Here is a 24,385-nt window from a genome sequence, read left to right as displayed (position 1 = left end):
CGTGGTGCACGGTGGATGCCAGATCCGAACCGGCCGAGCTGGAGGGGGCCTCAGCCATGCCTGCCACGTCTGCCACGTCTGCGTCCGTGCGCCCGACCACCGCGGAACCGAACCACGGCGAGAGCGCCGAGGCGCTGCGCCCACACGCCGAACACGCCTTCGCCGCCGAACTCTCCGCGCTGGCCGCGCAGGACGACCGTCCGCGCCCGGCCCGCTGGAAGCTGTCGCCGTGGGCGGTGGCGACGTACCTGCTCGGCGGCACCCTGCCGGACGGCACGGTGATCACACCCAAGTACGTGGGCCCGCGCCGGATCGTCGAGGTGGCCGTCACCACGCTCGCCACCGACCGCGCCCTGCTCCTGCTGGGTGTGCCCGGCACCGCCAAGACCTGGGTGGCGGAGCATCTGGCGGCCGCCGTCAGCGGTGACTCCACCCTGCTGGTGCAGGGCACGGCCGGCACCCCGGAGGAGGCGATCCGGTACGGCTGGAACTACGCGCAGCTGCTCGCGCACGGACCGAGCCGCGACGCCCTGGTGCCCAGCCCCGTCATGCGGGCGATGGCCGAGGGCATGACGGCCCGCGTGGAGGAGCTGACCCGTATCCCCGCCGATGTGCAGGACACGCTGATCACGATCCTGTCCGAGAAGACCCTGCCCGTTCCGGAGCTGGGCCAAGAGGTCCAGGCGGTCCGCGGGTTCAATCTCATCGCCACCGCCAACGACCGGGACCGGGGCGTCAACGACCTCTCCAGTGCACTGCGCCGCCGCTTCAACACCGTGGTGCTGCCGCTGCCGGAGAGCGCCGACGCCGAGGTCGACATCGTCACCCGCCGGGTCGAGCAGCTCGGGCGTTCCCTCGACCTGCCGGCCGCGCCCGACGGCATCGAGGAGATCCGCCGGGTCGTGACGGTCTTCCGGGAGCTGCGCGACGGCATCACCGCCGACGGCCGCACCAAGTTGAAGTCGCCCAGCGGCACGCTGTCCACGGCCGAGGCGATCTCGGTCGTCACGAACGGCCTGGCCCTGTCCACGCACTTCGGCGACGGTGTGCTGCGCCCGGGCGATGTCGCCGCCGGCATCCTCGGCGCCGTGGTCCGCGACCCTGCGGCCGACAAGGTCGTCTGGCAGGAGTACCTGGAGACCGTGGTCCGTGAGCGCGAGGGCTGGACGGACTTCTACCGCGCGTGCCGGGAGGTGAGCGCGTGAACGACACGCGGCGGCCCGAGGCTCACGACTCCGGGCCGCTCCTGCTCGGCGTGCGGCACCACGGCCCCGGTTCCGCCCGTGCGGTGCGCACCGCCCTGGACGCCGCCCGGCCCGCCGCCGTCCTGATCGAGGGTCCGCCCGAGGCCGACGTACTGATCCCGCTGGCCGCCGACCCGGACCTGCGGCCTCCGGTCGCCCTGCTCGCCCATGCCGTGGACGAGCCAGGCCGCTCGGCGTTCTGGCCGTTCGCCGAGTTCAGCCCCGAATGGGTGGCGATCCGCTGGTCCCTCGAACACGGCGTCCCCGCCCACTTCATCGACCTGCCGGCCGCACACGCACTCGCGTGGGACGACAAGGAGAGCCAGGACGCCCCCGAGGGCCACGACGGTCGGGACGGCCACGAGCAGGTCCGTGTCGACCCGCTCGCCGCGCTCGCCGGGGCCGCCGGATACGACGACCCCGAACGCTGGTGGGAGGACGTCGTCGAGCACCGGGGCCCGGGGGAGCGCGACCCCTTCGCCCCGTTCGCCGCACTGGAGGAGGCCATGGGCGCACTCCGTGAGAGGTACGGCGCCGGCGGGCACTCCCGGGACCTCGTCCGCGAGGCACACATGCGGCTCCGGCTGCGCGCGGCGCGCAAGGAGTTCGGGGACCGGCCGGCCGTGGTCTGCGGGGCCTGGCACGTGCCCGCGCTGCGCGCGAAGACCACCGTCGCCGCCGACCGGTCCCTGCTGAAGGGGCTGCCCAAGGTCAGGACCGACCTGACCTGGGTGCCCTGGACACACCGCAGACTCGCCCGGTCCAGCGGGTACGGCGCGGGCATCGACTCGCCCGGCTGGTACGGCCATCTGTTCCACGCCCTTGACCGGCCTGTCGAGCGCTGGCTGACCAAGGTGGCGCGGCTGCTGCGCGAGGAGGACCGGATCGTGTCCTCCGCGCACGTCATCGAGGCCGTCCGGCTCGCCGAGACCCTGGCGGCGCTGCGCGGCCGTCCGCTGCCCGGGCTGAGCGAGACCACCGACGCCGTGCGCGCGGTGATGGGTGACGGCTCGGACGTGCCGCTGGCGCTGGTGCACGACCGGCTGGTGGTCGGGGACGTCCTCGGCGAGGTCCCGGAGTCGGCGCCTGCGGTGCCGCTGCAGCGCGACCTGACCCGGCAGCAGCGTTCGCTGCGGCTCAAACCGGAGGCGCTGGAGCGTGAACTGGAGCTGGATCTGCGGGGCGACACCGACGCCGGCCGGAGCAGGCTGCTGCACCGGCTGCGGCTTCTCGGCGTCGGCTGGGGCGAGCCGGCGCGGGCGCGGGGGAGCACGGGCACGTTCCGGGAGACCTGGCGGCTGCGCTGGGAGCCGGAGCTGTCGGTGCGGGTCGCGGAGGCGGGCGTGTGGGGGACGACCGTACTGGCGGCGGCGCAGGCCAAGGCCGAGGCCGACGCGACGGCCGCACGCACTCTGGCCGACGTCACCGCGCTCGCCGAGCAGTGCCTGCTCGCCGGTCTGCCGGACGCCCTGCCCGAGGTCATGCGGGTGCTCGCCGACCGGGCGGCGCTCGACGCGGACGTCGGCCATCTCGCCCAGGCCCTGCCCGCCCTGGTCCGCTCGCTGCGCTACGGCGACGTACGCGGCACCGACACCGGAGCGCTGGCCGGTGTCGCCGCGGGTCTCGCCGAGCGCGTCTTCGTCGGCCTGCCCCCGGCCTGCGCCGCGCTCGACAGCGACGCCGCGGACGAGATGCGCGGCCATGTGGATGCCGTGCACACGGCGGTGGGGTTGCTGACGGAGACGCTGACCGGTGCGGGTGCCGATACCGGCGGGGGCGCGGGTGTCGGCGGTCGTGGCGGTGCGAGCACGGGGGAGGGCGCCTCGACCCCCCACAGCCACGACGGCGGCCCGGACGGGGGCGGCGGTGCCCTCTTCGAAGCCGGCCGCGGAGGTCTGCGGCACCGATGGCGGGCCGTACTGCGGACCCTGTCGTCGCGGGACACCGTGCCTGGTGTGCTGCGGGGCCGGGCGGTGCGGTTGTTGCTGGACGACGGCGCGTTCAGGCCCGAGGAGGCGGCACGGCTGATGGGGCTCGCGCTGTCACCGGGGACCCCGCCCGCCGACGCGGCCGCCTGGATCGAGGGCTTCGTCGGCGGCGGGGGCGGGCTGCTGCTGGTGCACGACGAGCGGCTGCTCGGCCTGGTGGACGGCTGGCTGACCGGGGTGCCGGCGGAGGCGTTCACCGATGTGCTGCCGCTGCTGCGGCGCACGTTCGCGGCGTATGAGCCGGGGGTGCGCAGAACGCTCGGCGAGCTGGTCCGACGCGGACCCGGAGACCGGGCGGCCGGGCGGGCGGCCCACGGAGCCGTGACGCCCGGTTTCGCCACCGAGCCGGACACCGAGCGCGCCGACGCCGTGCTGCCGGTGTTGCGGCTGCTGCTCGGCCTGGACGACCTGGCAGGCCGCGACCCGGGCGGGCACGACCTGATACAGCGTGAGCCGGGCGGTGGCGGCCCGGTCCAGCGGGAGCAGGCTCGGCGTGAGCCGACCCGTGGTGACCCGGCGCAGGGTGAGTCGGCGCAGGGTGAGTCGGCCCGGCGCCAACCGGGTGCGTGTGAGACGCCTGCGCCGGACGGGCGGGAAACGGCCGGGGACAACAGCTGTGCGGGGGTGGGTGCATGACGACCGAGCCGATGCCGGTGGATGTCGGCGATCCGGCGCGGGAGCGGCTGCGGCGGTGGCGGCTGGTGCTCGGCGGTGACCAGGCCGACGGCACGGGGTGCGCGCTGTCCGGCCGGGACGCGGCCATGGACGGCACGCTCACGGCGTTGTACGGAAAGAGGGACAAGCCGCAGGCGGGACGCGACCGTTCGGCGGGACTCGGTGCCTCGGCCCCGTCCGTGGCCCGCTGGCTCGGGGACATCCGCACGTACTTCCCGTCCTCCGTCGTCCAGGTCATGCAGCGCGACGCCATCGACCGCCTCGGCCTCGCCTCCCTGCTGCTGGAGCCGGAGATGCTGGAGGCGGTGGAGGCGGACGTACACCTGGTCGGCACGCTGCTCTCGCTGAACAAGGCGATGCCGGAGACGACGAAGGAGACGGCACGCGCGGTCGTGCGCAGAGTCGTCGAGGACCTGGAGAAGCGGCTCGCGAACCGTACCCGGGCCACTCTCACCGGCGCCCTCGACCGCAGCGCGCGGATCAGCCGTCCGCGCCACCACGACATCGACTGGAACCGCACCCTCGCGGCCAACCTCAAGCACTACCTGCCCGAGTACCGCACGGTGGTGCCCGAACGGCTCGTCGGATACGGGCGCGCCGCACGGTCGGTGAAGAAGGAGGTCGTCCTCTGCATCGACCAGTCCGGGTCGATGGCCGCGTCCGTGGTGTACGCGTCGGTGTTCGGCGCGGTCCTCGCTTCCATGCGGTCGATCAGCACCCGGCTGGTCGTCTTCGACACGGCGGTGGTCGACCTCACCGACCAGCTGGACGACCCGGTCGACGTCCTGTTCGGCACGCAGCTCGGCGGTGGCACGGACATCAACCGCGCGCTCGCCTACTGCCAGTCACAGATCAGCCGGCCGGCCGAGACCGTGGTCGTACTGATCAGCGACCTCTACGAGGGCGGCATCCGTGACGAGATGCTCAAGCGGGTGGCGGCGATGAAGGCGTCCGGGGTGCAGTTCGTGGCGCTGCTCGCGCTGTCGGACGAGGGCGCACCCGCGTACGACCGCGAACACGCGGCGGCCCTCGCCGCCCTCGGTGCCCCGGCCTTCGCCTGTACGCCGGACCTGTTCCCCGAGGTCATGGCAGCGGCGCTGGAGAAGCGGCCGCTGCCGATACCGGACAACGCGTGACGCCGGGCAGTAAAGAGGAGGGAAAAGGGACATGACTACTCATCGGTAACAGGGGGTTGCGCGGCCTCGGGCGTGCCGTGCGAGGATCGGCGGAGCCCGTGTTGTGCCGAGCCCAGGATGTTCAGCTCCTTGACCTTCCCCGCAGCCCTCCTTGGTGCCGCCGTACGTGTGCTGCGTACGGCGGGTGCGCGGCGCGTACTCCAACTGGTGCTGCTGGTGGGCGGACTGTTCACGCTGGGTTTCCTCTGTGGCGAACAGGCGCACGCGGCCGACGGAACCCCGGTGCCGGGCATGGTGACTTCGGCGCGGTCCGTGGTGACGGGACAGCAGCGCCCGACGGGCGCGGTGCGGACGGTGTCCGAATGGATCGCCGCACCCGTGCACAGGGCCGGCGAACGGGCCGTCACCCCTGTGCGGCGGATCGGCGTGCGGGCCGTCACCCCTGTCCAGGGGATCGGCGCGCAGGCCGTCACTCCGGTCCGTGATGTGGTGGCTGCCGTTTCCCGGTCCCTCGGGGCCGGGGTCACCGGCGAAGCCGTCGAGAAGCCCCGGTCCTCACCGCTGCCCGTGCCGGACCTGCCCCGGGCACCGGAGCCCAAGTCCACGGTGCCCCGCCCTCAGGGGCGCGGCGGCGCGGTGGTGGCTGTTCTGGCGGAGCAGAAGCAGCGGCACGCTTCCGCCCGGGCCCGTACCTCCGTCGGAGCACCGGCGCCGGTCGCCTCCTACGGCCCGGAGGCCGCCGCCGCGTCCCGGCGCACGGCGCGCATCACCGCGCGTCACGGCACCGCCGCCGTGGGAGCCCCGGGCTGCCCCTCGCCGAGCGGAGAGCCCGCCGGTGTGCCCGGCAAGCAGGTGGCCGACGGCACCGTCTCGCGCCACGACGACGCGCATGCGGTCACCCTCGGCCACCGGGCCCCGCTGCGGCTCACGCCCGGCACCACCGCGTACGGCGACGCGCCCCGCATCCGCGAAAGGCACCGGGACATCCCCGTCTTCCCCGGCTAGGCGGCGCGGCCGGCCACCCCCAAGCGCACCGGCCTGGTCCGCGTTCGTGGATTCGCGTGGTCGCGCGTTCCGCCCTCAGCGGTCGTTGCACGGAATTCCCGGCCGCTTCCGCCTTTCCAGCCGTCCCAGCCTTTCCAGCCGTTCCGGCGGTTTTCGAAGGACTTGACGCACGCGATGAACAAGAAAACACGACGTTCGATCGTGGTAGCCGCCGGCACGGCCACCCCGGCCGCCCCCTCCACCTCGCTCACCTCGACGGCGTCCACCGTCACCGGCACCGCCACCCAGGCACGCCGCCACGCCGACGCCGACCGCACACCCGCCGACGGCACACACGTCGACCGCCACGTCGCCCGTGCCGGCCATGCCGCCCATGCGGCCGCGCAGGCCGCCGTGGTGCCGCCTCCCGTGTGCGGAGGCGGTGTCCGCGGCCGTTCCACGGGACCTTGCCGGTCCGCCGGGCATGCCGTCGCGGACGCGGGCGCCCTCGGCCACGGCGTGGCCGGGGACGTCCAGGTCTTCGCGGCCGGTGCCGTACCGCCGCTCGGGCACGGGGTGACCGCGCAGACTGGAGCCTTCGCCGAGGGCGTGGCCGCCCAGGTGCCGCCCTTCGCGGCCGCCGGGGTCTTCGCGGACGAGCTCGGCGGCACGGCCCCGGGCAGCGCCGGGCATGCCGTCGGCGGGACCGCGGAAGTCCTCCGTACGGCCGTACCGGCGTGGGGCCGGGGCATCCGGCGTGTCCAGGGTGTCCGGGCCCTGGACCGTGTGCGGGGTGTCCGGTACGAGAGCTGAGTGGCCCCCACCGCTCCGCGGGGTGCCCGGAGACGGGCGGCCGAATTCCGTCGGCTCGTCCGGCCGGGGCCCCGCGGCCGGGCGGGTGGTCCCCATTGGGGTGGGGATCAACCGCCCCGGCCCCGGAACCACCGGGGCCGTCCAGAGGCCTCACCGGGTCAACCCCAGCCCGGTGAGGCCTCGCACATCACTCCCGAGCCCCCGATACCGCGGCACGGCGTGTCACGAAAACCGGCATCATGTGACAGGTATCACCGCTCAGGTGTGACCCTCGATTTAGGGAGCCCCGGGAAGCGGCGATAACCTGCGAGACGGACATGCCGCGCGCTCGGACACCGTGTGCGCCTCCCTTGTGACAAGCGGACGTCACGTTGCCCTTCGCGGCACGCCCACGCATCCAACGAACCGCGAGATCACTGATAGGGACGGAAGCGCGTGGACCTGTTCGAGTACCAGGCGAGGGACCTCTTCGCCAAGCACGATGTACCGGTGCTGGCCGGTGAAGTCATCGACACGCCTGAGGCGGCGCGCGCGATCACCGAGCGTCTGGGCGGCAAGTCCGTCGTCAAGGCGCAGGTGAAGGTCGGTGGCCGCGGCAAGGCCGGTGGCGTCAAGCTGGCCGCCTCCGCGGACGAGGCCGTCGCCCGGGCGACGGACATCCTCGGCATGGACATCAAGGGCCACACGGTCCACAAGGTCATGATCGCCGAGACCGCTCCGGAGATCCTCGAGGAGTACTACGTCTCCTTCCTCCTCGACCGTGCGAACCGCACCTTCCTGTCCATCGCCTCCGTCGAGGGCGGCATGGAGATCGAGGAGGTGGCGGCCACCCGTCCGGAGGCCGTCGCCAAGACGCCGATCGACCCGATCGACGGTGTGGACGAGGCCAAGGCCCGCGAGATCGTCGCCGCCGCCAAGTTCCCGGCCGAGGTCGCGGACAAGGTCGCGAACGTCCTCGTCAAGCTGTGGGACACCTTTATCAAGTCGGACGCCCTCCTCGTCGAGGTCAACCCGCTGGCGAAGGTCGCCTCCGGCGAGGTCATCGCCCTGGACGGCAAGGTGTCGCTCGACGACAACGCCGAGTTCCGTCACCCCGAGTACGAGGAGCTCCACGACAAGGCCGCGGCCAACCCGCTCGAGGCCGCCGCCAAGGAGAAGAACCTCAACTACGTCAAGCTCGACGGTGAGGTCGGCATCATCGGCAACGGCGCGGGTCTCGTCATGAGCACCCTGGACGTCGTCGCGTACGCCGGTGAGAACCACGGTGGCGTCAAGCCCGCCAACTTCCTGGACATCGGCGGTGGCGCCTCCGCCCAGGTCATGGCGAACGGCCTGGAGATCATCCTGGGCGACCCGGACGTCAAGTCCGTCTTCGTGAACGTTTTCGGTGGCATCACCGCCTGCGACGAGGTCGCCAACGGCATCGTGCAGGCCCTGAAGCTCCTGGAGGACCGCGGCGAGAACGTCTCGAAGCCGCTCGTCGTCCGCCTCGACGGCAACAACGCCGAGCTGGGCCGACAGATCCTCACCGACGCCAACCACCCGCTGGTGCAGCGCGTCGACACCATGGACGGCGCGGCCGACAAGGCCGCCGAGCTGGCCCACGCCGCCAAGTAAGCACTCAGGACGAGGACACAACACACCATGGCTATCTGGCTCAACAAGGACAGCAAGGTCATCGTCCAGGGCATGACCGGCGCCACGGGCATGAAGCACACCAAGCTCATGCTCGGTGACGGCACCAACGTCGTGGGCGGCGTGAACCCGCGCAAGGCCGGCACCACCGTGGACTTCGACGGCACCGAGGTACCCGTCTTCGGCACCGTCGAGGAGGCCATCAAGGCCACCGGCGCCAACGTCTCCGTCATCTTCGTGCCGGAGAAGTTCACCAAGGACGCGGTCGTCGAGGCCATCGACGCCGAGATCCCGCTGGCCGTCGTCATCACCGAGGGCATCGCCGTGCACGACACGGCGTCCTTCTGGGCGTACGCCGGCAAGAAGGGCAACAAGACCCGCATCATCGGCCCGAACTGCCCCGGCATCATCACCCCGGGCCAGTCGAACGTCGGCATCATCCCGGGCGACATCACGAAGCCGGGCCGTATCGGCCTGGTGTCGAAGTCCGGCACGCTGACGTACCAGATGATGTACGAGCTGCGTGACATCGGCTTCTCGACCGCCGTCGGTATCGGTGGCGACCCGATCATCGGCTCGACCCACATCGACGCCCTGGCCGCGTTCCAGGACGACCCGGAGACCGAGCTCATCGTGATGATCGGTGAGATCGGTGGTGACGCGGAGGAGCGTGCCGCCGCGTTCATCAAGGAGAACGTGACCAAGCCGGTCGTCGGCTACGTCGCGGGCTTCACGGCGCCCGAGGGCAAGACCATGGGTCACGCCGGCGCCATCGTCTCCGGCTCCTCCGGCACCGCACAGGCCAAGAAGGAGGCCCTGGAGGCCGCGGGCGTCAAGGTCGGCAAGACCCCGACCGAGACGGCGAAGCTCGCCCGCGAGATCCTCTCGGCCTGAGCGGCTCGACCGAGCGCCGGCAGGCCCGTCCCGTTCGCCGGGGCGGGCCTGCCGGCGTTTTTGCGCCGTGGAGGCTCACCGCAGATCCGGTGCCAGCCTCTCGGGCCTCGCGGCGCCCCGCAGCTTCGCCCGCAACTGCTGTTCCTCCCGCGACAGCGGGCCCATGACCCCCACAGCCGGCACTCCCTGCACCGCCTGAGCCGGCGCGATCGGGGCCTCGTAGTGCGTCGGAGCCGTCCGTAGCGTGAGCGTCGTCGCGCCGACGATCGACACGGTGGACGCGATCGCGGCCCGGGCCCAGAACACGTTCCGCCGTTCGGTGCCGGTCCGCACCACCGTCGGCTTCGCCGTGCCCAACCGCGCCGTCGAGGCCAGTTCGAGCAGCCGGCGATGCAGCTCCGCGGGGTCGGAGAGTTCCGGCAGCCGCGCGGCCACCGCCTCCCGCGCGTGGGTCAGCCGGCTCGCGGCGGCCGGCGTGCTGGCCTCCGTCTCCGCCGCCGTCTCCGGCAGGTCGAGGCCCACACCGTCGTAGAGGACGAGCGTGCGCCGGTAGGCCGGCGGGAGCTGCAGCAGGGCGCTCAGCAGCGCACGGTCGGCCGGGTCGGCGGGCGGCGGCTCGGGGTTGCGGTACCGGGGCCGGAAGCGGTGCCAGGGCGAGAGCGCGCAGTCGTACGCCACCGCCCGCACCCAGCCGCCCGGATCCCGGTCCTGGGCCACCTCGGGCCAGCGCTGCCAGGCCAGCTGGAAGGCCCGCTCCACGGATTCGCGGGCCAGTTCCCGGCGTCCGGTCAGCAGATACGCCTGGCGTACGAGGGCCGGTGCGCAGAAGGCGTACAGGGCGTCGAAGGCCTGATCCGGCGTCAGGGGTTCGAGGGCGGCGGGTGTCGTGTGTCCGGCGGGGGCGGCCACGGTTCGTTTCCCGGGGCTCTCCTTCGCCGCTGTCGTCTCCTCGGCCGCGGCCGGTGCGGCGAGCGCCGTCAGCAGCCTGGCGTACGCCTCGCCCTGGCGTCCCTGCGGAACGCGGCGGCCGGACTCCCACGCGCGGAGCGTCGAGCGGCTGACCCCGACCTGTGCGGCGATCTGAGCCTTCGTCAGCGACCGGGACTCGCGCAGCCGTCGGCGTTCCTTCGGCGGTGGCAGCGGCCCGTCGGTGTTCTGAGTCGTCGTCACCATGCGCCCTTCCGTGCGAAAAAGAACATAAACATATATTGGGCGACACATCGGGAGTTCGCCTGTTGCATGGGGAAAGCGGGTGGCATTGGGAGCATGGCGGGGTGACTCTGCTGACCGCTCGCCGACCGTCGCTGTCGCTCCTGCTGGCCCGGATGCGGGACCGTGAGCCCGGGCTGGCCGCCAGCCTGCTGGCCGGTGCCGTCGCGGCCGGGCTCGGATTCGCCTCGTTCGCCGCGCTGCTGATGGTCATGTGGGTCAGCTCGCCGTACCCCGACAGCGGCCCCGGTGGCGCGCTGCACGTCGCCGCGGCGCTGTGGCTGCTGGCGCACGGCGTCGAACTGGCCCGCACCGACACGCTCACCGGTGTGCCGATGCCGGTGGGCGTGACCCCGCTGCTGCTGCTGGCGCTGCCCGTGTGGCGGGTGTACCGGGCGGCCCGGGACGCGGTGGACGCGCCCGCCGACGCCGACGGCCCGCCGCCCGTGCCCGCCCGCACGGTGTGGACCGGGGTCGTCCTCGGCTATCTGGGGGTCGGCGGGGCGATCGCGCTGTACTGCTCGGGCGGCGAACTGCGCCCCGCGTGGCCCTGGGTGACGGCCTGTCTGCCGCTGGTCGCGGCCGGCTCGGCGGCGGCCGGGGTGTGGTCGGCGTACGGCTGTCCGCGCGAACCGGTGCTGAGTGTGCTGACGGTGTTGCCGGGGCCGGTGCGGCGGGTGGTGTTCGGGGCGGACGCGCGCGCCCGGGTCGGTACGGCCGTACGGGCCACCGGCGCCGCCACCGCGGTGCTGTTCGGCGGTGGGGCGCTGGTGCTCGGGGTGTCGCTGGTGTGGCACGGCGGGGCGGCGCAGGCGTCGTTCCTGCAGCTGACCGAGGGCTGGACGGGACGGTTCGCGGTGCTGCTGCTCGGTATCGCGCTGATCCCCAACGCGGCGGTGTGGGCCGCCTCCTACTCCCTCGGCCCCGGCTTCCTCCTCGGCACCGGGCACCCGGTGGACCCGTTCGTCTCCGATCCGGCCCCGCTGCTGCCGCCCTTTCCGCTGCTCGCGGCGGTGCCGGACGCGGGCGCGGGGACGCTGCCGAACTGGCTGGCCGGGCTGGTGCCGGTGGCGGCCGGGGTGACGGCGGGGTGGTTCGTGGCGCGGGGCGCCGTGGGGCGGCCGGAGCAGGGCGAAGCGGCGAGGACCCCCTGGCCGGCCGTCCGTACCGCCGGGGTGATGCTGCTGACCGCGACGGTCTGCGCGGCGACCTTCGCCCTGCTCGCCGAGCTGGCCGGCGGCCCGCTGGGCGTGTCCGCGCTGGCCCGCTTCGGGCCGGTGTGGTGGCGGACCGGGGGAGCGGTGGGGGCCTGGACGGCGGCGTTCGGGATGCCGGTGGCCCTGGTCGTACGGGCGTGGCGACTGTGGCGTGGACACACGCGGGGCGCGGAGATCCCGGCGCAGGACACGGGGGCGACCAGGGACGGCATGGGGTCCGCCGCGCACTCCGGGGCCGGGGTCCAGGGCGGGACGGGGCAGGGTCAGGGCGAGGCGAAGGCGCCGCTGGAGGCCGATGACACGGGCAGGGCGACGGAGGAGGGGCAGGGCGGGGAGACGGGCGGGGACAAGCGCACGGGCAGGGTGCAGGCCCGACCGGAGACGGCGACCGGAGCCGGTGAGGAGGATCCGTACGACGTCCTCCCGGCCGACGACCCGTTCGCCCCGGACTGGCACGAGGAGCTCACCCGAGCCTCCCGCCGGCCCGCGTCCCCGGGCGACCCGTCGGACGTCCCACCCCCCGAGCCGGGCTCCTCTCCGACCCCGCCGGCCTGGCCCCTCCCTCCGGAACCACCGGCCGCGCCGGACTCACCGCTGCCCGACCCGGCCGCCGCCGCCCCCTCCACCACGGACACCGAGCGCACCCCGGACGTCACCGAGCCCACCACGGACCCCGCGGAACCCCCGCCGGCACCGCACTGACACCACTGGCGGCCCCTGTGCCCTCAGCTGTTGCCGACCCCCAGGACGCCCCGCAGCTCCTGCGGGAGCAGGCGGTCGCAGGACTGTTGGGCCTCGTGGGTGAGGGCGTCGCCGACGCAGGTGTAGTAGTCGCGGTAGACCAGCTGGACCGTGAAGGTCGACGCGACCAGGACCAGGGCCAGGGACGCCGTGACCAGGCCGCCGACGGCCGCCGTCGTCTGCGGGCGGCCGGGGACGGGCGGCGGCGCCGGGGTGTCCGGGCCCGGCCGGCGCGGCTTGGCGCGCAGCGCGCTGACGCCCCAGTACAGGGCCAGCGCGCCCAGCAGCAGGGCCACGTACGGCCAGCTGAACAGGGCGAAGAAGACGGCCCACATGCCGGACAGCAGGGCGTAGCGCGCACGGCGCTGGGTGGGGTCGGTCGGGTCCCAGCGCATGCCGGGGCCGGCCGGTCCGCCGGGACCCTGGGGGCCGCCGCCGGGCCGTTCGCCGAAGCCGCCGGGGGAGCGCCCGGGCTGGCGGTCGCTCCACTGGCTGCCCCAGGGGGATCCGCCCTGCGAGCCCTCGGGGTGGCGGGACTGCCAGGGCCGGTCCGGAGTGCCCTCGGGCGGCGGCGCGAACGGGTTGTCGTCCTGCTGCCCGCCGCCGCGTCCGTCGCCGTCGCGCCCGCCCTGGTCGCCCTGACCGCCCTGCGGAGCCTCGGGGGGTGAGGCCGGCCGCTCCCGCAGCAGCACGGTGCGACGCTCGCCTCCCTGCGCCGGGCTCGGAGGGAACGTGAGGAGTCGCAGGCTGCGATCGGGCATCAAAAGAGCGTCTTCCCCTGGTGAATACGACTGTCCGACATGAGCTTCCACCCCGACAACGCACCGCACGACGACCGCGTTCCCGGGGCTGCCCCTTCGTGATTCCCTGCGAACGCTACCTTCCGGCCACTCCCCCGTCCCGTGGGGGCCTTCCCGAGTGCCGGTATCGTTGCTGACGGTCGGCCGCTTCGTAGACTTCCCTGTATTCAGGGGGGCGAAGCATTCGTGCGAACGTACAACCGTCGACCGGACACATCGCCACCCGAGAAAGGGCCCCATCGTGGCCGCCACCCCCGCTGGCCCCGCGGTCAAGCGCCTCGTCGTGCTGGTCTCCGGATCCGGCACCAACCTGCAGGCGCTCCTGGACGAGATCGAGCGCACCGGAGCCGAGCGGTACGGCGCGCGGATCGTCGCCGTGGGGGCCGACCGCGCCGGCATCGAGGGGCTGGCCCGTGCCGAGCGGGCCGGGCTGCCGACCTTCGTGTGCAGGGTCAAGGACCACGCGAGCCGCGAGGAGTGGGACGCCGCCCTCGCCGGGGCCGTGGCCGCGTACGAGCCGGACCTCGTGGTCTCCGCCGGGTTCATGAAGATCGTGGGGAAGGAGTTCCTCGCGCGTTTCGGCGGGCGGTTCGTCAACACCCACCCGGCCCTGCTGCCCAGTTTTCCGGGGGCCCACGGCGTCCGCGACGCGCTCGCGTACGGCGCCAAGGTCACCGGCTGCACCGTCCACTTCGTCGACGACGGTGTCGACACCGGCCCGATCATCGCCCAGGGGGTGGTCGAGGTGCGGGACGAGGACGACGAGAGCGCGCTGCACGAGCGCATCAAGGAAGTCGAGCGAAGGCTGCTCGTCGAGGTCGTGGGGCGGATCGCCCGCCACGGCCATCGCATTGAGGGACGAAAGGTAGTTATCCAGTGACCGCCATCGCCGAGAGCAACAAGCGGCCCATTCGCCGGGCGCTCGTCAGCGTCTACGACAAGACCGGGCTGGAAGACCTCGCGCGCGGACTGCACGAGGCCGGTGTGGAGCTGGTCTCCACCGGCTCCACGGCGGGCCGCATCGCCGCCGCCGGCGTCCCCGTCACCAAGGTCGAGGAGCTGACCGGCTTCCCCGAGTGCCTGGACGGCCGGGTCAAGACGCTGCACCCGAGGGTGCACGCGGGCATCCTCGCCGACCTGCGCCTGGACAGCCACCGTGCGCAGCTCGCCGAGCTGGGCGTGGAGCCGTTCGATCTCGTCGTGGTCAACCTCTACCCGTTCCGTGAGACCGTCGCCTCGGGTGCGAGCGACGACGAGTGCGTCGAGCAGATCGACATCGGCGGGCCGTCGATGGTCCGCGCCGCCGCCAAGAACCACCCCTCCGTGGCCGTGGTCACCAGCCCCGAGCGGTACGCCGACGTGCTCGCGGCCGTGCAGGACGGCGGCTTCGACCTGGCCGCCCGCAAGCGCCTGGCCGCCGAGGCCTTCCAGCACACCGCCGCCTACGACGTGGCCGTCGCCTCCTGGTTCGCCTCCTCCTACGCCCCGGCGGACGAGTCGGGCTTCGCGGACTTCCTCGGCGTCACCTACGAGCGCGAGAACACCCTGCGCTACGGCGAGAACCCGCACCAGGACGCCGCGCTCTACGTCGACGGCACGGGCGGTCTCGCCGAGGCCGAGCAGCTGCACGGCAAGGAGATGTCGTACAACAACTACACGGACACGGACGCCGCCCGCCGTGCCGCGTACGACCACGACGAGCCCTGTGTCGCGATCATCAAGCACGCCAACCCCTGCGGCATCGCGGTCGGTTCGGACGTCGCCGAGGCGCACCGCAAGGCGCACGCCTGTGACCCGGTCTCCGCGTACGGCGGTGTGATCGCCGTGAACCGTCCGGTCAGCAAGGAGATGGCCGAGCAGGTCGCGGAGATCTTCACCGAGGTCATCGTCGCCCCGGACTACGAGGAGGGGGCCCTTCAGGCCCTCACCAAGAAGAAGAACATCCGCGTGCTGAAGGCCCCGGGCGCGCCCTGCAACCGGGTCGAGGCCAAGCAGATCGACGGCGGTGTGCTGCTCCAGGTCACCGACCGGCTCCAGGCCGACGGCGACGACCCGGCCAACTGGACGCTGGCCAGCGGGGAGGCGCTCGGCGACGAGGAGCTGAGGGAGCTGGCGTTCGCCTGGAAGGCGTGCCGCGCGGTGAAGTCCAACGCGATCCTGCTCGCCAAGGACGGCGCCTCGGTCGGCGTCGGCATGGGCCAGGTCAACCGCGTCGACTCCTGCAAGCTGGCCGTCGAGCGGGCCGGCGAGGAGCGCGCCCGGGGCGCCTATGCGGCCTCCGACGCCTTCTTCCCGTTCCCGGACGGCCCGGAGATCCTCATCGGAGCCGGGGTGCGGGCGATCGTCCAGCCGGGCGGCTCGATCCGTGACGAGCAGGTCGTGGAGGCCGCGAAGAAGGCCGGCGTGACCATGTACTTCACGGGGACGCGCCACTTCTTCCACTGAGCCGGCGCCGGGCCGGCACCATGTGACGCCGGGTCGGCCCAGAACCGGTTCAGTCGCCGAGTTCATCCAGGTGACGCACGTTCCGCAGCGGTGAGCAGAAGACGACGGCCCAGCTGCCGGCGATCAGGACGGCACCGGTGCAGATCGCGGCGCGGACCCCGGCGCAGGTCCCGATCAGCCCGGCCAGCAGGGCGCCGACGGACAGCGCCCCGGTGAGCAGGAACCGGAACGTGGCGTTCATCCGGCCCAGCATCGCCGCCGGGGTCACCCGCTGGCGGGTGCTGACCGCGAGGACGTTGGCAAGGCCGGTCTGGACGAGGGTGACCGTCCAGCCGGCCGCGCCCACCCACAGCAGGGGCCCTCGGGTCATCAGGGCGGTGAGCAGGGCGAACGGACCCGTGACCGCGCCGACGAGCCACAAGGCCCGGCCGTGCCCGAGGCGCCGGCCGGCCGCCGACGCGGCGAGTGCGCCGAGGAATCCACCGACGCCGCCGGCCGACAGCAGCAGCCCCAGCAGCCCCGCCGACAGGTGCAGTTCCTGCGTGAACAGCACCACGAACGACACCTGGCACAGCTGGATCGCCAGGTTGGCCACGGCCCCCTTGACGGCGAGGGCGCGCAGCACCGGATGGCCGAGCACGAAGCGCAGCCCCGCCGCCGTCTCCGCCCGGAGCCGCGGCCCGGCCGTACGCCGGGCCGGGCCCGGCTCGACGGCCCGGATCCGCGCGATCCACCACGCCGACCACAGAAAACCGAGCGCGTCCACGACGACGGCCGCCGCCGGCCCGAGCAACTGCACCACCAGCCCGCCGACGCCGCGTCCGGAGACGTCGGCGGCCTGGTTCAGCCCGGCGAGCCGGGAGTTGGCGGCGACGAGCCGGTCCCCGCCGACGAGACAGGGCACGTACGACAGATGCGCGACGTCGAAGAAGACCGTCGCCACCCCGGTCAGGAACACGGCCACGTACAGCTGCGGAAGAGCCAGTACGCCGCAGGCCCAGGCCACGGGTATCGAGCCCATCAGCGCGACCCTGCTCAGGTTGGCCGCGACGAGCACGGTCCGCTTGGGCACGCGGTCCACCCACGCACCCGCCGGCAGGCCGACGATCAGGAAGGCCGCGGTGCCGAGCGCGGACAGCACGCCGACCTGGGCCGCCCCCGTGTGCAGCACGGTCTGCGCCAGGACGGGGAGCGCCAGAAAACTGACCTGCGCGCCGAGCCGGCCGGCCGCGTCCGCCGTGTACAGGAGCCGGAAGTCGCGGTCGGCGAGGACGCCGCGGTGCCGCCGGTTCGCGGCGGGGGGTGCGAGGAGTGTGCGAGTCATGGCGCCCGAGGCTGGCGGGCGGACCGCCCCGCCCGCCATGAGTTCAGAAATACCTAAACTCGACGGGTGCTTGAACTGGAGTTCACCACCGAGGACCTCGCGCTGACCCGGCTGGCGATCTCGCCGCTGTGGGAGACGATCGCGAGCCTGCGTGTCCTTTCCGACACCGACGGTCGCGACGGTCACACCCTGCACGGCCCATGGCTCGCGGCGGTACGCCCCCGCCTGGCGCGGGCACGGCTGGACCTGCGGCCGGTCACCGAACTGCTCACGCCGAAGGTCGCCGCGTTCGTCGCCCCGGCCCCGCTGACCTCGGCCCCGGACATCCGGCTCGAACTCGCGGCGCTGCGCGCGCACCCGGTGGAACGGATCCACGCCGACCTCGACACCCTGGGTCTGCCCCGGTACCCGGATCCCGCCGCGGCCGTCGACCGGGTGGTGGCGACCATCGAGGCGTACTGGGAGCTGGCGGTGGCACCGTACTGGCCGCGCATCCGCGCGGTCCTCGAAGCCGACGTACGGCACCGGGCCCAGCTGCTCTCCACCGGCGGCAGCCGCCGGCTCTTCGCCGACCTGGACCCGGGCCTGAGCTGGGAGGACGGCAGACTCGGGGTGCGGCTGCGCAGCAACCGCACCGGCACCTTCGAACTGGGCGGACGGGGCCTGGTCCTCGGCCCGTCCGCGTTCGCCTGGCCCGGTGTGTGGCTGCTCGCCACGCCGCCCTGGCAGCCGCTCCTGCGCTACCCGGCGCGCGGGACCGCGACCATCTGGGAGTCACGCCCGGCCGCTCCCTCGGACGCGCTCACCCGAGTGGTCGGCCGGCCCAAGGCGCGCCTGCTCACCCTGCTCCGGGAACCGGCGACCACCACCCAGCTCGCCGCACTCGCCGGGCTCACGGTCGGCGGCGCGTCACAGCACCTCACGGCACTCCGCGACGCGGGCCTGCTGCGCACCACCCGGCTCGGCCGCAGCATCCTGTACGCCCGGACCGAGACGGCCGAGGCTCTGGTGGCCGAACAATGACCGCGGGCTCACCCGGCGCACTCGCACCACACGGTCGTGCCACCGGTCCCCTGTGCGACGTCCCACCGCAGCGCCACGGCGTCGATCAGCAGCAGCCCCCGTCCTCCTCTTCCCCCGGCCACGCCTGGACGGCGTTCGTCGACGGCCTCCGGCCCTCCCCCGAGGGAGCCGGAGGCCGTCGAGCCTCTTAAGCCGGGTCAGCAGGGGCGCAGGGACCAGATCGGGTCCCAGGTCGCGGTGCCGGCCTCGTACGCCGTCGAGGTCCAGCGGACGCTGCCGTCCTGGTTGTAGAACCTGGCGACCGTGCCCGGGGTCTGGTTGTTGGTGAACGGGCCGTCGCCGGTCCAGTTGGAGACGGTCCACGTCTGGCACTTGTAGAAGTCGAACCTGGTGCCCCGGACGATCATGCACAGGTGGCCGTAGGCGCAGTCCAGATCCTTGGCGGCGACCTTGCCCCGCGGGGCCTTCGTGAGGGTCAGGCCGTCGTACCGGACCTTGTCGGCGGAGGCGGAGAGGGGCTTCGGGTGGCCGGCGAGGACCTGGTCGGCGACCTGCTGGACGCCGGTGACCCGGGTGCCGTCCGGCGCGGCGGCGGTGGCCGCGACCGTGGAGCCGGCGAGCAGGGCGGTGGCCGCGACGAGCAGCGCGGCGGGCTTGGCGATGTTCACTGTTCCCCCATGTGAACGAGTGGTTCGGTGGTTCCACCGTCCCAGCCGCGGCCGTCCGCCGGTACCTCGGACGTCTCAGGGTCACTTCTTTCCGGGAGGCGTGTACTCCTTGAGGTAGTGGGCGACACGGGCGCAGTAGTCGCGGTACTTCGGGGGAACTCCGCCCGTGTCGTTCACTTTCGAGTACGACGTCCGGTAGGCGGCGGCGAGCAGCACCCGCTTGTCGCCGGGCAGGCCGGACTTCAGGTGGGGCGACATGAAGCAGAGGTAGCGGCCCATGGCCGGGATGGAGACGGAGGGCGTGAGGGGCGGGGTGGGCGTCGCCGAGGCGGGGACGCCGTCGTCGCGCATGTACCAGCGCAGGACGGCAGGGGTCCAGCGGGCGATGCCGAACTCGTGCCTGGCCGGGTCGGCGAGGTCGGGGTCGAAATTGCTCTCGGCCTTCAGCATCGCCGCGACGAGCGCGGGGGTGACGTCGGACTCGGGGCAGGCGTGGGCGGAGTCGACGATGAGCTTCCGGTACCGCGCCGGCACGCCCTGGTCCGTGCGGAGTTCGGAGGCGCCGTAGGCGGCCATGCCCGTGTCGTCGGTGCCGCCGGCAGCCGTCCAGGTGCTGATGCCGTAGCCCAGGGCCGCCACGGCGACGGTGGCGGCCGCGGCGCCCGCGATGACCGCCCGCCGGCGTGTGCGGCGCGGGAGGAGCCGGGGCAGGCGCGGCGAGCGGCCCGTGCCGGCGGCCGCCTCGACGCGGCGCAGCAGCGCCTCGGTGCCGATGCGTGCCTCGTGCGTCCGGGCCAGGCAGTCCCGCACGATCTCCCGCCAGGCGTCCGGGAGTCCGGGCGACAGGCGCAGTTCGTCGGTGCCGCGGGCGTAGGCGGCGGCCGCGTCGCGGCGGGCCGTCGGGGTGGCGCCGGACAGCGGGAAGGAGTCGGTGAGGACGAGATGGGCGAGCACCCCGAAGGCCCAGACGTCGGCGGACGGGCGGATGCGCCGGCCGCGTTCGCCGATCTCCGCCCACAGCAGCTCGGGCGGGGTGTAGTCGGGGGTGGAGAAGGCCGGGGTGTAGGCGTGCGTGCCCTCCAGTTCGGCGGCCATGTTGAAGTCGGCGAGCCGTGCCGAACCGTCCGCCATCAGCAGCACATTGGCCGGTTTCAGATCCCCGTGCACCCAGCCGGCCCGGTGCAGCTGGGCCAGCCCCTCGCAGATCTGCGCGAGCAGGGCGGGCCCGGCGTCCGGGCGGGGCGAGGCGGCCAGCAGGGCGGACAGGGAGCCCTCGGCGCGCTCCAGCACGAGGACGGTGGCGCCGTCGAGCGCGGGGCGGGCCGGGTCGTCCACGACGACGGTCTCGTACATCCGGATCAGCCGCGGCCGTCTGAGCCGGCGGTGCAACTCGATCTCCCGCTCGATGAGTTCGCGCAGGTGGGTCAGCTGGCGCGGGGTTCCGGTGCCGGTGGGCAGGAACTTCAGGGCGGCCGTGCGCGGCAGGCTGTCGTCACCGTCACCGTCACCGTCACCGTCACCGTCACCGTCACCGTCGCCGAGCCGCCGGCCCGCGTACACGCTGCCGAAGGCACCCGTCGCGATCGGTTCGCGCACCTCCCAGATGCCGACCCGGTAGCCCCTGGGCACCGGTACGGCGTACGGCTCGGTCACCGGGCCGCCCGGCTGACGGACCCGGACCGGGACAGGACGACCAGGTCGTCCTCGCGTACGAGGTCGAAGCGGAGCGCGAGGGAGACCAGGGACTCCTTCTTGCCGTTGAGGCGGGGGCCCGTGTCCGCGGTCTCCGGGCCGGGCTTGAGCCGCAGTTTGACCGCCAGGTAGTCGATGTTCCACTGCACCGAGGTGCGCGAGGCGGCCGGCCAGGCGGGGCGCAGCCGGTCGACGACCTGGTCGACGGTGGGCAGCGGGGCGTGCGGGTCGCCGCGCAGCCGCGGTTCGCACAGGGCGGCCAGGACGGCGAAGTAGCGCTTGGTGCGGTCGACGGAGAAGGCAGGGGCGGTGGTGTCGCCGTCCGGACCGGCGCCGTCGGGCAGGTAGTCGTGGCGCGGCGCCCACACCTCGATCGTCAGCAGGTCCCCGGCGGCGGGCAGCACGATCCGCGAGAACTCGAACGGGACGGGGGCGTCGAGTCTGCCCGGGCCGACCTTGATGTGCTCGCCGGCGCCCTCGGGGTTCTCCACGACGTACGTGTGCCGCGCGGACAGGTTGCTCAGTATCCAGAAGGCGCCCTGCGCACCGAGTTCGCCGGCCCGGCGCGAGACCCCGTCGTGCGGGATCCTCAGGTCGTTGCCCGGCGCCCGTCCGAAGCTGAGGCGCTCCCCGGGGGCGAGCCGGATCTGGGTGCGGTGGGTGCGGTCCTGCCGGTCCTCCGTGGTCGGCGGAGTACGACGATGATGCTGTACAAGGTGCGGCTCCCCGTGCCTTGCGGCCACCCCGGCCGGGTACGGCTACCCGAGCCAGCCTAGGGGGAGACACCAGGGCCGTGCCTCCCCCTGGACGGGTGAGACACGGCCCTCGGCGTTGAAATGGCGCGAACTGTTCCGTCGCGCGGGCGGGTTCAGTAGCGGGCGCGGTTGAACCAGGCCTTGCCGTTGGCGCCGCCGACGAAGCAGGCGATCAGGATGCCGAGCACCAGGTGGACCAGACCCACGATGACGAACGGGTACAGCCCGAGGACCGCGGTGATGATGCCGAACACCAGGGTCGTGACGCGGACGCCGTTTCCGCCGGTGTTGAACTTCGTGGCCAGCACGGCCGCGAACACACCCCATGCGAGTGCGAACACCACGATTCCCCACAGCATGCCGGTCGAGTAGTCGGCGAGCCGCTGGAAGCTGCTGTCGTCCTGCAGGGCGCTGTCGTTCTTCATGTTGTTCACGCGGACCGCGCTGACGGCGAATCCGATCACACCGAGGGCCTGCAGGCCGACGATCACCCAGAGCATCACCCGGGCCGCGCTGACGTTGCCCGGCATGGCGGTCATCGGGGCGCCGGCGCCGTACGGCTGCTGGACCGGCGGCGCCGCCGGGTAGCCGTAACCGGGCTGCTGGCCCTGCGGGGGGCCGTAGGGGTTGTTCGGGTCGCCAAAGCTCATGGCGGTGTTTCCTCCGTTGCTCGAGTGCTGGGGACGAGGCGCGGCACTGCACGGAGGAGGGTTCTACAGATGCGGTCCGTCCCCCCGATGAGCTGCCCGCTGCACTGTGCTGCTTATCGTTCTTGACCGGATAGTGCCTTGTCCAGCCGGATACCCGAGGTGTTGTGCAAGTGCAACATCGTCGATCATCTGCCGACAAGGCGGTACGGCCCCCGGCCACCCCCGGATTGGAACAGGGGCCGGGTCATCCGCGAGGATGGGGGCATGACCGCCCAGATTCTCGATGGCAAGGCCACCGCAGCCGCGATCAAGTCCGATCTGACCGCCCGCGTGGCGGCGCTGAAGGAGAAGGGCATCACGCCCGGCCTCGGCACGATCCTGGTCGGGGACGACCCCGGCAGCCAGAAGTACGTCGCCGGCAAGCACCGCGACTGCGCGCAGGTCGGCATCGCCTCGATCCAGCGCGAGCTGCCGGCCACGGCGACCCAGGAGGAGATCGAGGCGGTCGTACGGGAGCTGAACGAGGACCCGGCCTGCACCGGCTACATCGTCCAGCTGCCGCTGCCCAAGGGCATCGACGAGAACCGCATCCTGGAGCTGATGGATCCGGCCAAGGACGCCGACGGGCTGCACCCGATGAACCTCGGCCGGCTGGTCCTGAACGAGCCCGCGCCGCTGCCCTGCACCCCCAACGGCATCCTCTCCCTGCTGCGCGCGCACGGCGTGGAGATCAAGGGCGCCGAGGTCGTGGTCGTCGGCCGCGGTGTCACCATCGGCCGGCCGATGCCGCTGCTGCTCACCCGGCGCAGCGAGAACGCCACCGTGACCCAGTGCCACACCGGCACCCGCGATCTGTCCGCCCACCTGAAGCGGGCCGACATCATCATCGCGGCGGCCGGCTCCCCGCACCTGATCCGCGCCGAGGACGTCAAGCCGGGTGTCGCCGTGCTGGACGTCGGTGTCTCCCGCAACGCCGAGGGCAAGATCGTCGGCGATGTGCACCCGGACGTCGTCGAGGTGGCCGGCTGGATCTCCCCGAACCCCGGCGGTGTGGGCCCGATGACCCGGGCGCAGCTGCTGGTCAACGTGGTCGAGGCGGCGGAGCGCAGTGCCGGCTGAGCGGGCGCACGGCGGTGAGCCGACCGTGCGCGACGCGATCAGTGCCCCGGATGCGCAGGGGCGGCCGCGGCGCGTCACGCGTCGCTTCCCGCGGATCACCAGGGACACCGCGCGGCCCGAGGGCGGCGGCCGGGCCGCGCCCGGCGGTGCCCCGGCGCCGGCTCGGCAGTGGCCCATGCTGGTGGTGCTCGGAGCGGTCGCGCTCGGTCTGCTGCTGACCGCGCTCGACGTGTTCCGCTACGGCACCCTGCTGATCGGCGCCGCCCTGCTGGCCGGCGCGGTCATGCGCTGGATACTGCCCAGCGTCGGCATGCTCGCCGTACGCTCCCGTTTCACGGACATCGCCACCTACGGCGTGCTCGGCCTCGCGATCGTCCTGCTGGCGATGATGGCCCAGCCCGACCCGTGGCTGCGGATCCCCTTCCTCAAGGACACCCTGCACTTCACCCTCAACCAGTAGGTGCCGTGGGCGACGGCGGCTCGTCCCCTCCCCCGAGGAGGGACGAGCCGCCGTCGTCGTTCAGCCTTCCGCCTGTGAACCGCCTGTTCAACGGCTGTCCTTGCGCTGTGGCACGGAAGTGACCGTTCCGCTACGGTCGCGCGCGCCCTCCATGCTCCCGCGCGCCCCCACTGCGGGAACTGGAATCCTTAGGCAGCGCATCCTTGTGGGTAGCCAGCACGGGGACAGCAGGGGGAGAGCAAGGGGGGAACCGATGCCTCGCTGGAAGGACCTGCCCGACGATCTGGACCCGCAGATCAAGGAGTTCACCAGCCAGGTGCGGCGGCTCGTGGACCGCAGCGGGCTGAGCGTCGCGGCACTCGCCGACCGCACGGGCTACAGCAAGACGTCCTGGGAGCGGTACCTGGGCGGCCGGCTGCTCGCGCCCAAGGGCGCGGTCGTCGCGCTCGCCGAGGTCACCGGCACCAACCCCGTGCACCTGACCACGATGTGGGAGCTGGCCGAACGCGCCTGGAGCCGGGCGGAGATGCGGCACGACCGCACCATGGAGGCGATCCACATCTCGCAGGCGCGCGCCGCGCTCGGCGAGTTCGGGGCGGCGGAGGCGACCGGCGGCCCGTCCGGGCGCAAGGGCGACGGCGCCGGTGCGGCCACGGGCACCGTCGGGCCGGCCACGGGCATCGCCGGTCCGGCAGGTGTCTCCCCGACGATCCCCCCGCAGCCGACGGCCCCCGACGCCGACGCCCGGGACGCCGGCATCCGCGACGGCGCGAGTTCCGGCGGCAACTCCTGGAACCTGGCCGGGTACCAGGGCCCGGGGCGGGGGGGCGCCCCGGGGGGGGGCAGGGGGGGGGAGGGGGGGCGGGGTTAAGGAGGGGGGCGGCCCCTCGCCACACGTCCTGTTTCCTAGCGG

At 73.2% G+C, this 24,385-nt stretch carries 19 protein-coding genes and 2 pseudogenes; 14 read left to right on the top strand and 7 right to left on the bottom strand.

The genetic code is table 11. The annotated features are described in order from the left end of the window. Positions 1–56: 56 nt before the first annotated feature. From ACZ7HQ_RS36440 to sucD, 7 genes are all read left to right on the top strand, one after another. Positions 57–1,205 carry an ATP-binding protein gene (locus ACZ7HQ_RS36440; RefSeq protein ID WP_470999383.1) on the top strand — a complete coding sequence of 383 codons (1,149 nt, stop codon included), beginning with the start codon at positions 57–59 and terminating at the stop codon, positions 1,203–1,205. Continuing rightward, complete coding sequence (locus ACZ7HQ_RS36435; RefSeq protein ID WP_470999382.1) at positions 1,202–3,868, top strand: DUF5682 family protein; 2,667 nt, start codon at positions 1,202–1,204, stop codon at positions 3,866–3,868. The genes ACZ7HQ_RS36440 and ACZ7HQ_RS36435 overlap by 4 nt, the downstream gene beginning before the upstream one ends. Before the next feature lie 11 nt (positions 3,869–3,879). Beyond that, positions 3,880–5,043 carry a VWA domain-containing protein gene (locus ACZ7HQ_RS36430; protein ID WP_470999429.1) on the top strand — a complete coding sequence of 388 codons (1,164 nt, stop codon included), beginning with the start codon at positions 3,880–3,882 and terminating at the stop codon, positions 5,041–5,043. A gap of 129 nt (positions 5,044–5,172) precedes the next feature. Continuing rightward, complete coding sequence (locus ACZ7HQ_RS36425) at positions 5,173–6,048, top strand: hypothetical protein (protein WP_470999380.1); 876 nt, start codon at positions 5,173–5,175, stop codon at positions 6,046–6,048. A gap of 174 nt (positions 6,049–6,222) precedes the next feature. Beyond that, positions 6,223–6,840, top strand: coding sequence for a hypothetical protein (locus ACZ7HQ_RS36420; RefSeq protein ID WP_470999378.1), 618 nt, complete (start codon positions 6,223–6,225; stop codon positions 6,838–6,840). Positions 6,841–7,275: 435 nt separating this feature from the next. Continuing rightward, positions 7,276–8,457, top strand: a complete 1,182-nt coding sequence (gene sucC / locus ACZ7HQ_RS36415; protein WP_470999376.1) for an ADP-forming succinate--CoA ligase subunit beta — start codon at positions 7,276–7,278, stop codon at positions 8,455–8,457. 27 nt (positions 8,458–8,484) lie between these two features. Further along, positions 8,485–9,369, top strand: a complete 885-nt coding sequence (gene sucD, locus ACZ7HQ_RS36410) for a succinate--CoA ligase subunit alpha (protein ID WP_470999374.1) — start codon at positions 8,485–8,487, stop codon at positions 9,367–9,369. Positions 9,370–9,444: 75 nt separating this feature from the next. Here sucD and ACZ7HQ_RS36405 read toward each other — a convergent pair whose 3' ends face one another. Further along, on the bottom strand, positions 9,445–10,542 hold the full coding sequence (locus ACZ7HQ_RS36405; RefSeq protein ID WP_470999372.1) for a sigma factor-like helix-turn-helix DNA-binding protein: 1,098 nt from the start codon (positions 10,540–10,542) through the stop codon (positions 9,445–9,447). 101 nt (positions 10,543–10,643) lie between these two features. Between ACZ7HQ_RS36405 and ACZ7HQ_RS36400 the strand changes: the two genes are divergently transcribed. Beyond that, a complete protein-coding gene (locus tag ACZ7HQ_RS36400; RefSeq protein WP_470999370.1) occupies positions 10,644–12,497 on the top strand; it encodes a cell division protein PerM in 1,854 nt (617 codons plus the stop codon). A gap of 23 nt (positions 12,498–12,520) precedes the next feature. Here ACZ7HQ_RS36400 and ACZ7HQ_RS36395 read toward each other — a convergent pair whose 3' ends face one another. Continuing rightward, positions 12,521–13,297, bottom strand: a complete 777-nt coding sequence (locus ACZ7HQ_RS36395; protein WP_470999368.1) for a hypothetical protein — start codon at positions 13,295–13,297, stop codon at positions 12,521–12,523. 280 nt (positions 13,298–13,577) lie between these two features. Here ACZ7HQ_RS36395 and purN point away from each other — a divergent pair, with 280 nt between their 5' ends. Then, positions 13,578–14,216 carry a phosphoribosylglycinamide formyltransferase gene (purN, locus tag ACZ7HQ_RS36390; RefSeq protein WP_470999366.1) on the top strand — a complete coding sequence of 213 codons (639 nt, stop codon included), beginning with the start codon at positions 13,578–13,580 and terminating at the stop codon, positions 14,214–14,216. 5 nt (positions 14,217–14,221) lie between these two features. Next, complete coding sequence (gene purH, locus ACZ7HQ_RS36385) at positions 14,222–15,781, top strand: bifunctional phosphoribosylaminoimidazolecarboxamide formyltransferase/IMP cyclohydrolase (protein WP_470999427.1); 1,560 nt, start codon at positions 14,222–14,224, stop codon at positions 15,779–15,781. Between the two features lie 49 nt (positions 15,782–15,830). Here purH and ACZ7HQ_RS36380 read toward each other — a convergent pair whose 3' ends face one another. Beyond that, complete coding sequence (locus ACZ7HQ_RS36380) at positions 15,831–17,105, bottom strand: MFS transporter (RefSeq protein WP_470999364.1); 1,275 nt, start codon at positions 17,103–17,105, stop codon at positions 15,831–15,833. Positions 17,106–17,171: 66 nt separating this feature from the next. Here ACZ7HQ_RS36380 and ACZ7HQ_RS36375 point away from each other — a divergent pair, with 66 nt between their 5' ends. Further along, entirely contained in the window at positions 17,172–18,128 is a 957-nt protein-coding gene (locus tag ACZ7HQ_RS36375) for an ArsR/SmtB family transcription factor (protein WP_470999362.1), read from the top strand. 197 nt (positions 18,129–18,325) lie between these two features. Here the strand turns inward: ACZ7HQ_RS36375 and ACZ7HQ_RS36370 are convergent, their stop codons facing one another. The 4 genes and pseudogenes from ACZ7HQ_RS36370 to ACZ7HQ_RS36355 form a co-directional block, all read right to left on the bottom strand. Further along, positions 18,326–18,796: a hypothetical protein gene (locus ACZ7HQ_RS36370; protein WP_470999360.1), complete on the bottom strand. Its 471-nt coding sequence runs from the start codon at positions 18,794–18,796 to the stop codon at positions 18,326–18,328. 81 nt (positions 18,797–18,877) lie between these two features. After that, positions 18,878–20,449 (bottom strand): serine/threonine protein kinase, encoded by a 1,572-nt coding sequence (locus tag ACZ7HQ_RS36365; RefSeq protein ID WP_470999358.1) that lies wholly within the window; start codon positions 20,447–20,449, stop codon positions 18,878–18,880. Further along, positions 20,446–21,203: pseudogene (locus ACZ7HQ_RS36360) on the bottom strand (FHA domain-containing protein). Before ACZ7HQ_RS36360 ends, ACZ7HQ_RS36365 begins: the two are co-directional and overlap by 4 nt. Positions 21,204–21,356: 153 nt before the next feature. Continuing rightward, positions 21,357–21,893: a hypothetical protein gene (locus ACZ7HQ_RS36355; protein ID WP_470999357.1), complete on the bottom strand. Its 537-nt coding sequence runs from the start codon at positions 21,891–21,893 to the stop codon at positions 21,357–21,359. Positions 21,894–22,157: 264 nt separating this feature from the next. On the opposite strand from ACZ7HQ_RS36355, the gene ACZ7HQ_RS36350 reads away from it, so the two are divergent. From ACZ7HQ_RS36350 to ACZ7HQ_RS36340, 3 genes and pseudogenes are all read left to right on the top strand, one after another. Continuing rightward, positions 22,158–23,012, top strand: a complete 855-nt coding sequence (locus ACZ7HQ_RS36350) for a bifunctional methylenetetrahydrofolate dehydrogenase/methenyltetrahydrofolate cyclohydrolase (protein WP_470999355.1) — start codon at positions 22,158–22,160, stop codon at positions 23,010–23,012. After that, positions 23,002–23,472, top strand: coding sequence for a DUF3017 domain-containing protein (locus tag ACZ7HQ_RS36345; protein WP_470999353.1), 471 nt, complete (start codon positions 23,002–23,004; stop codon positions 23,470–23,472). The genes ACZ7HQ_RS36350 and ACZ7HQ_RS36345 overlap by 11 nt, the downstream gene beginning before the upstream one ends. A 271-nt stretch (positions 23,473–23,743) precedes the next feature. After that, positions 23,744–24,385: pseudogene (locus tag ACZ7HQ_RS36340) on the top strand (helix-turn-helix domain-containing protein); the annotation flags it as partial.

This window comes from Streptomyces sp. NPDC037290 (assembly GCF_055603245.1).
This window is presented reverse-complemented; position numbering and strand designations above follow the sequence as displayed.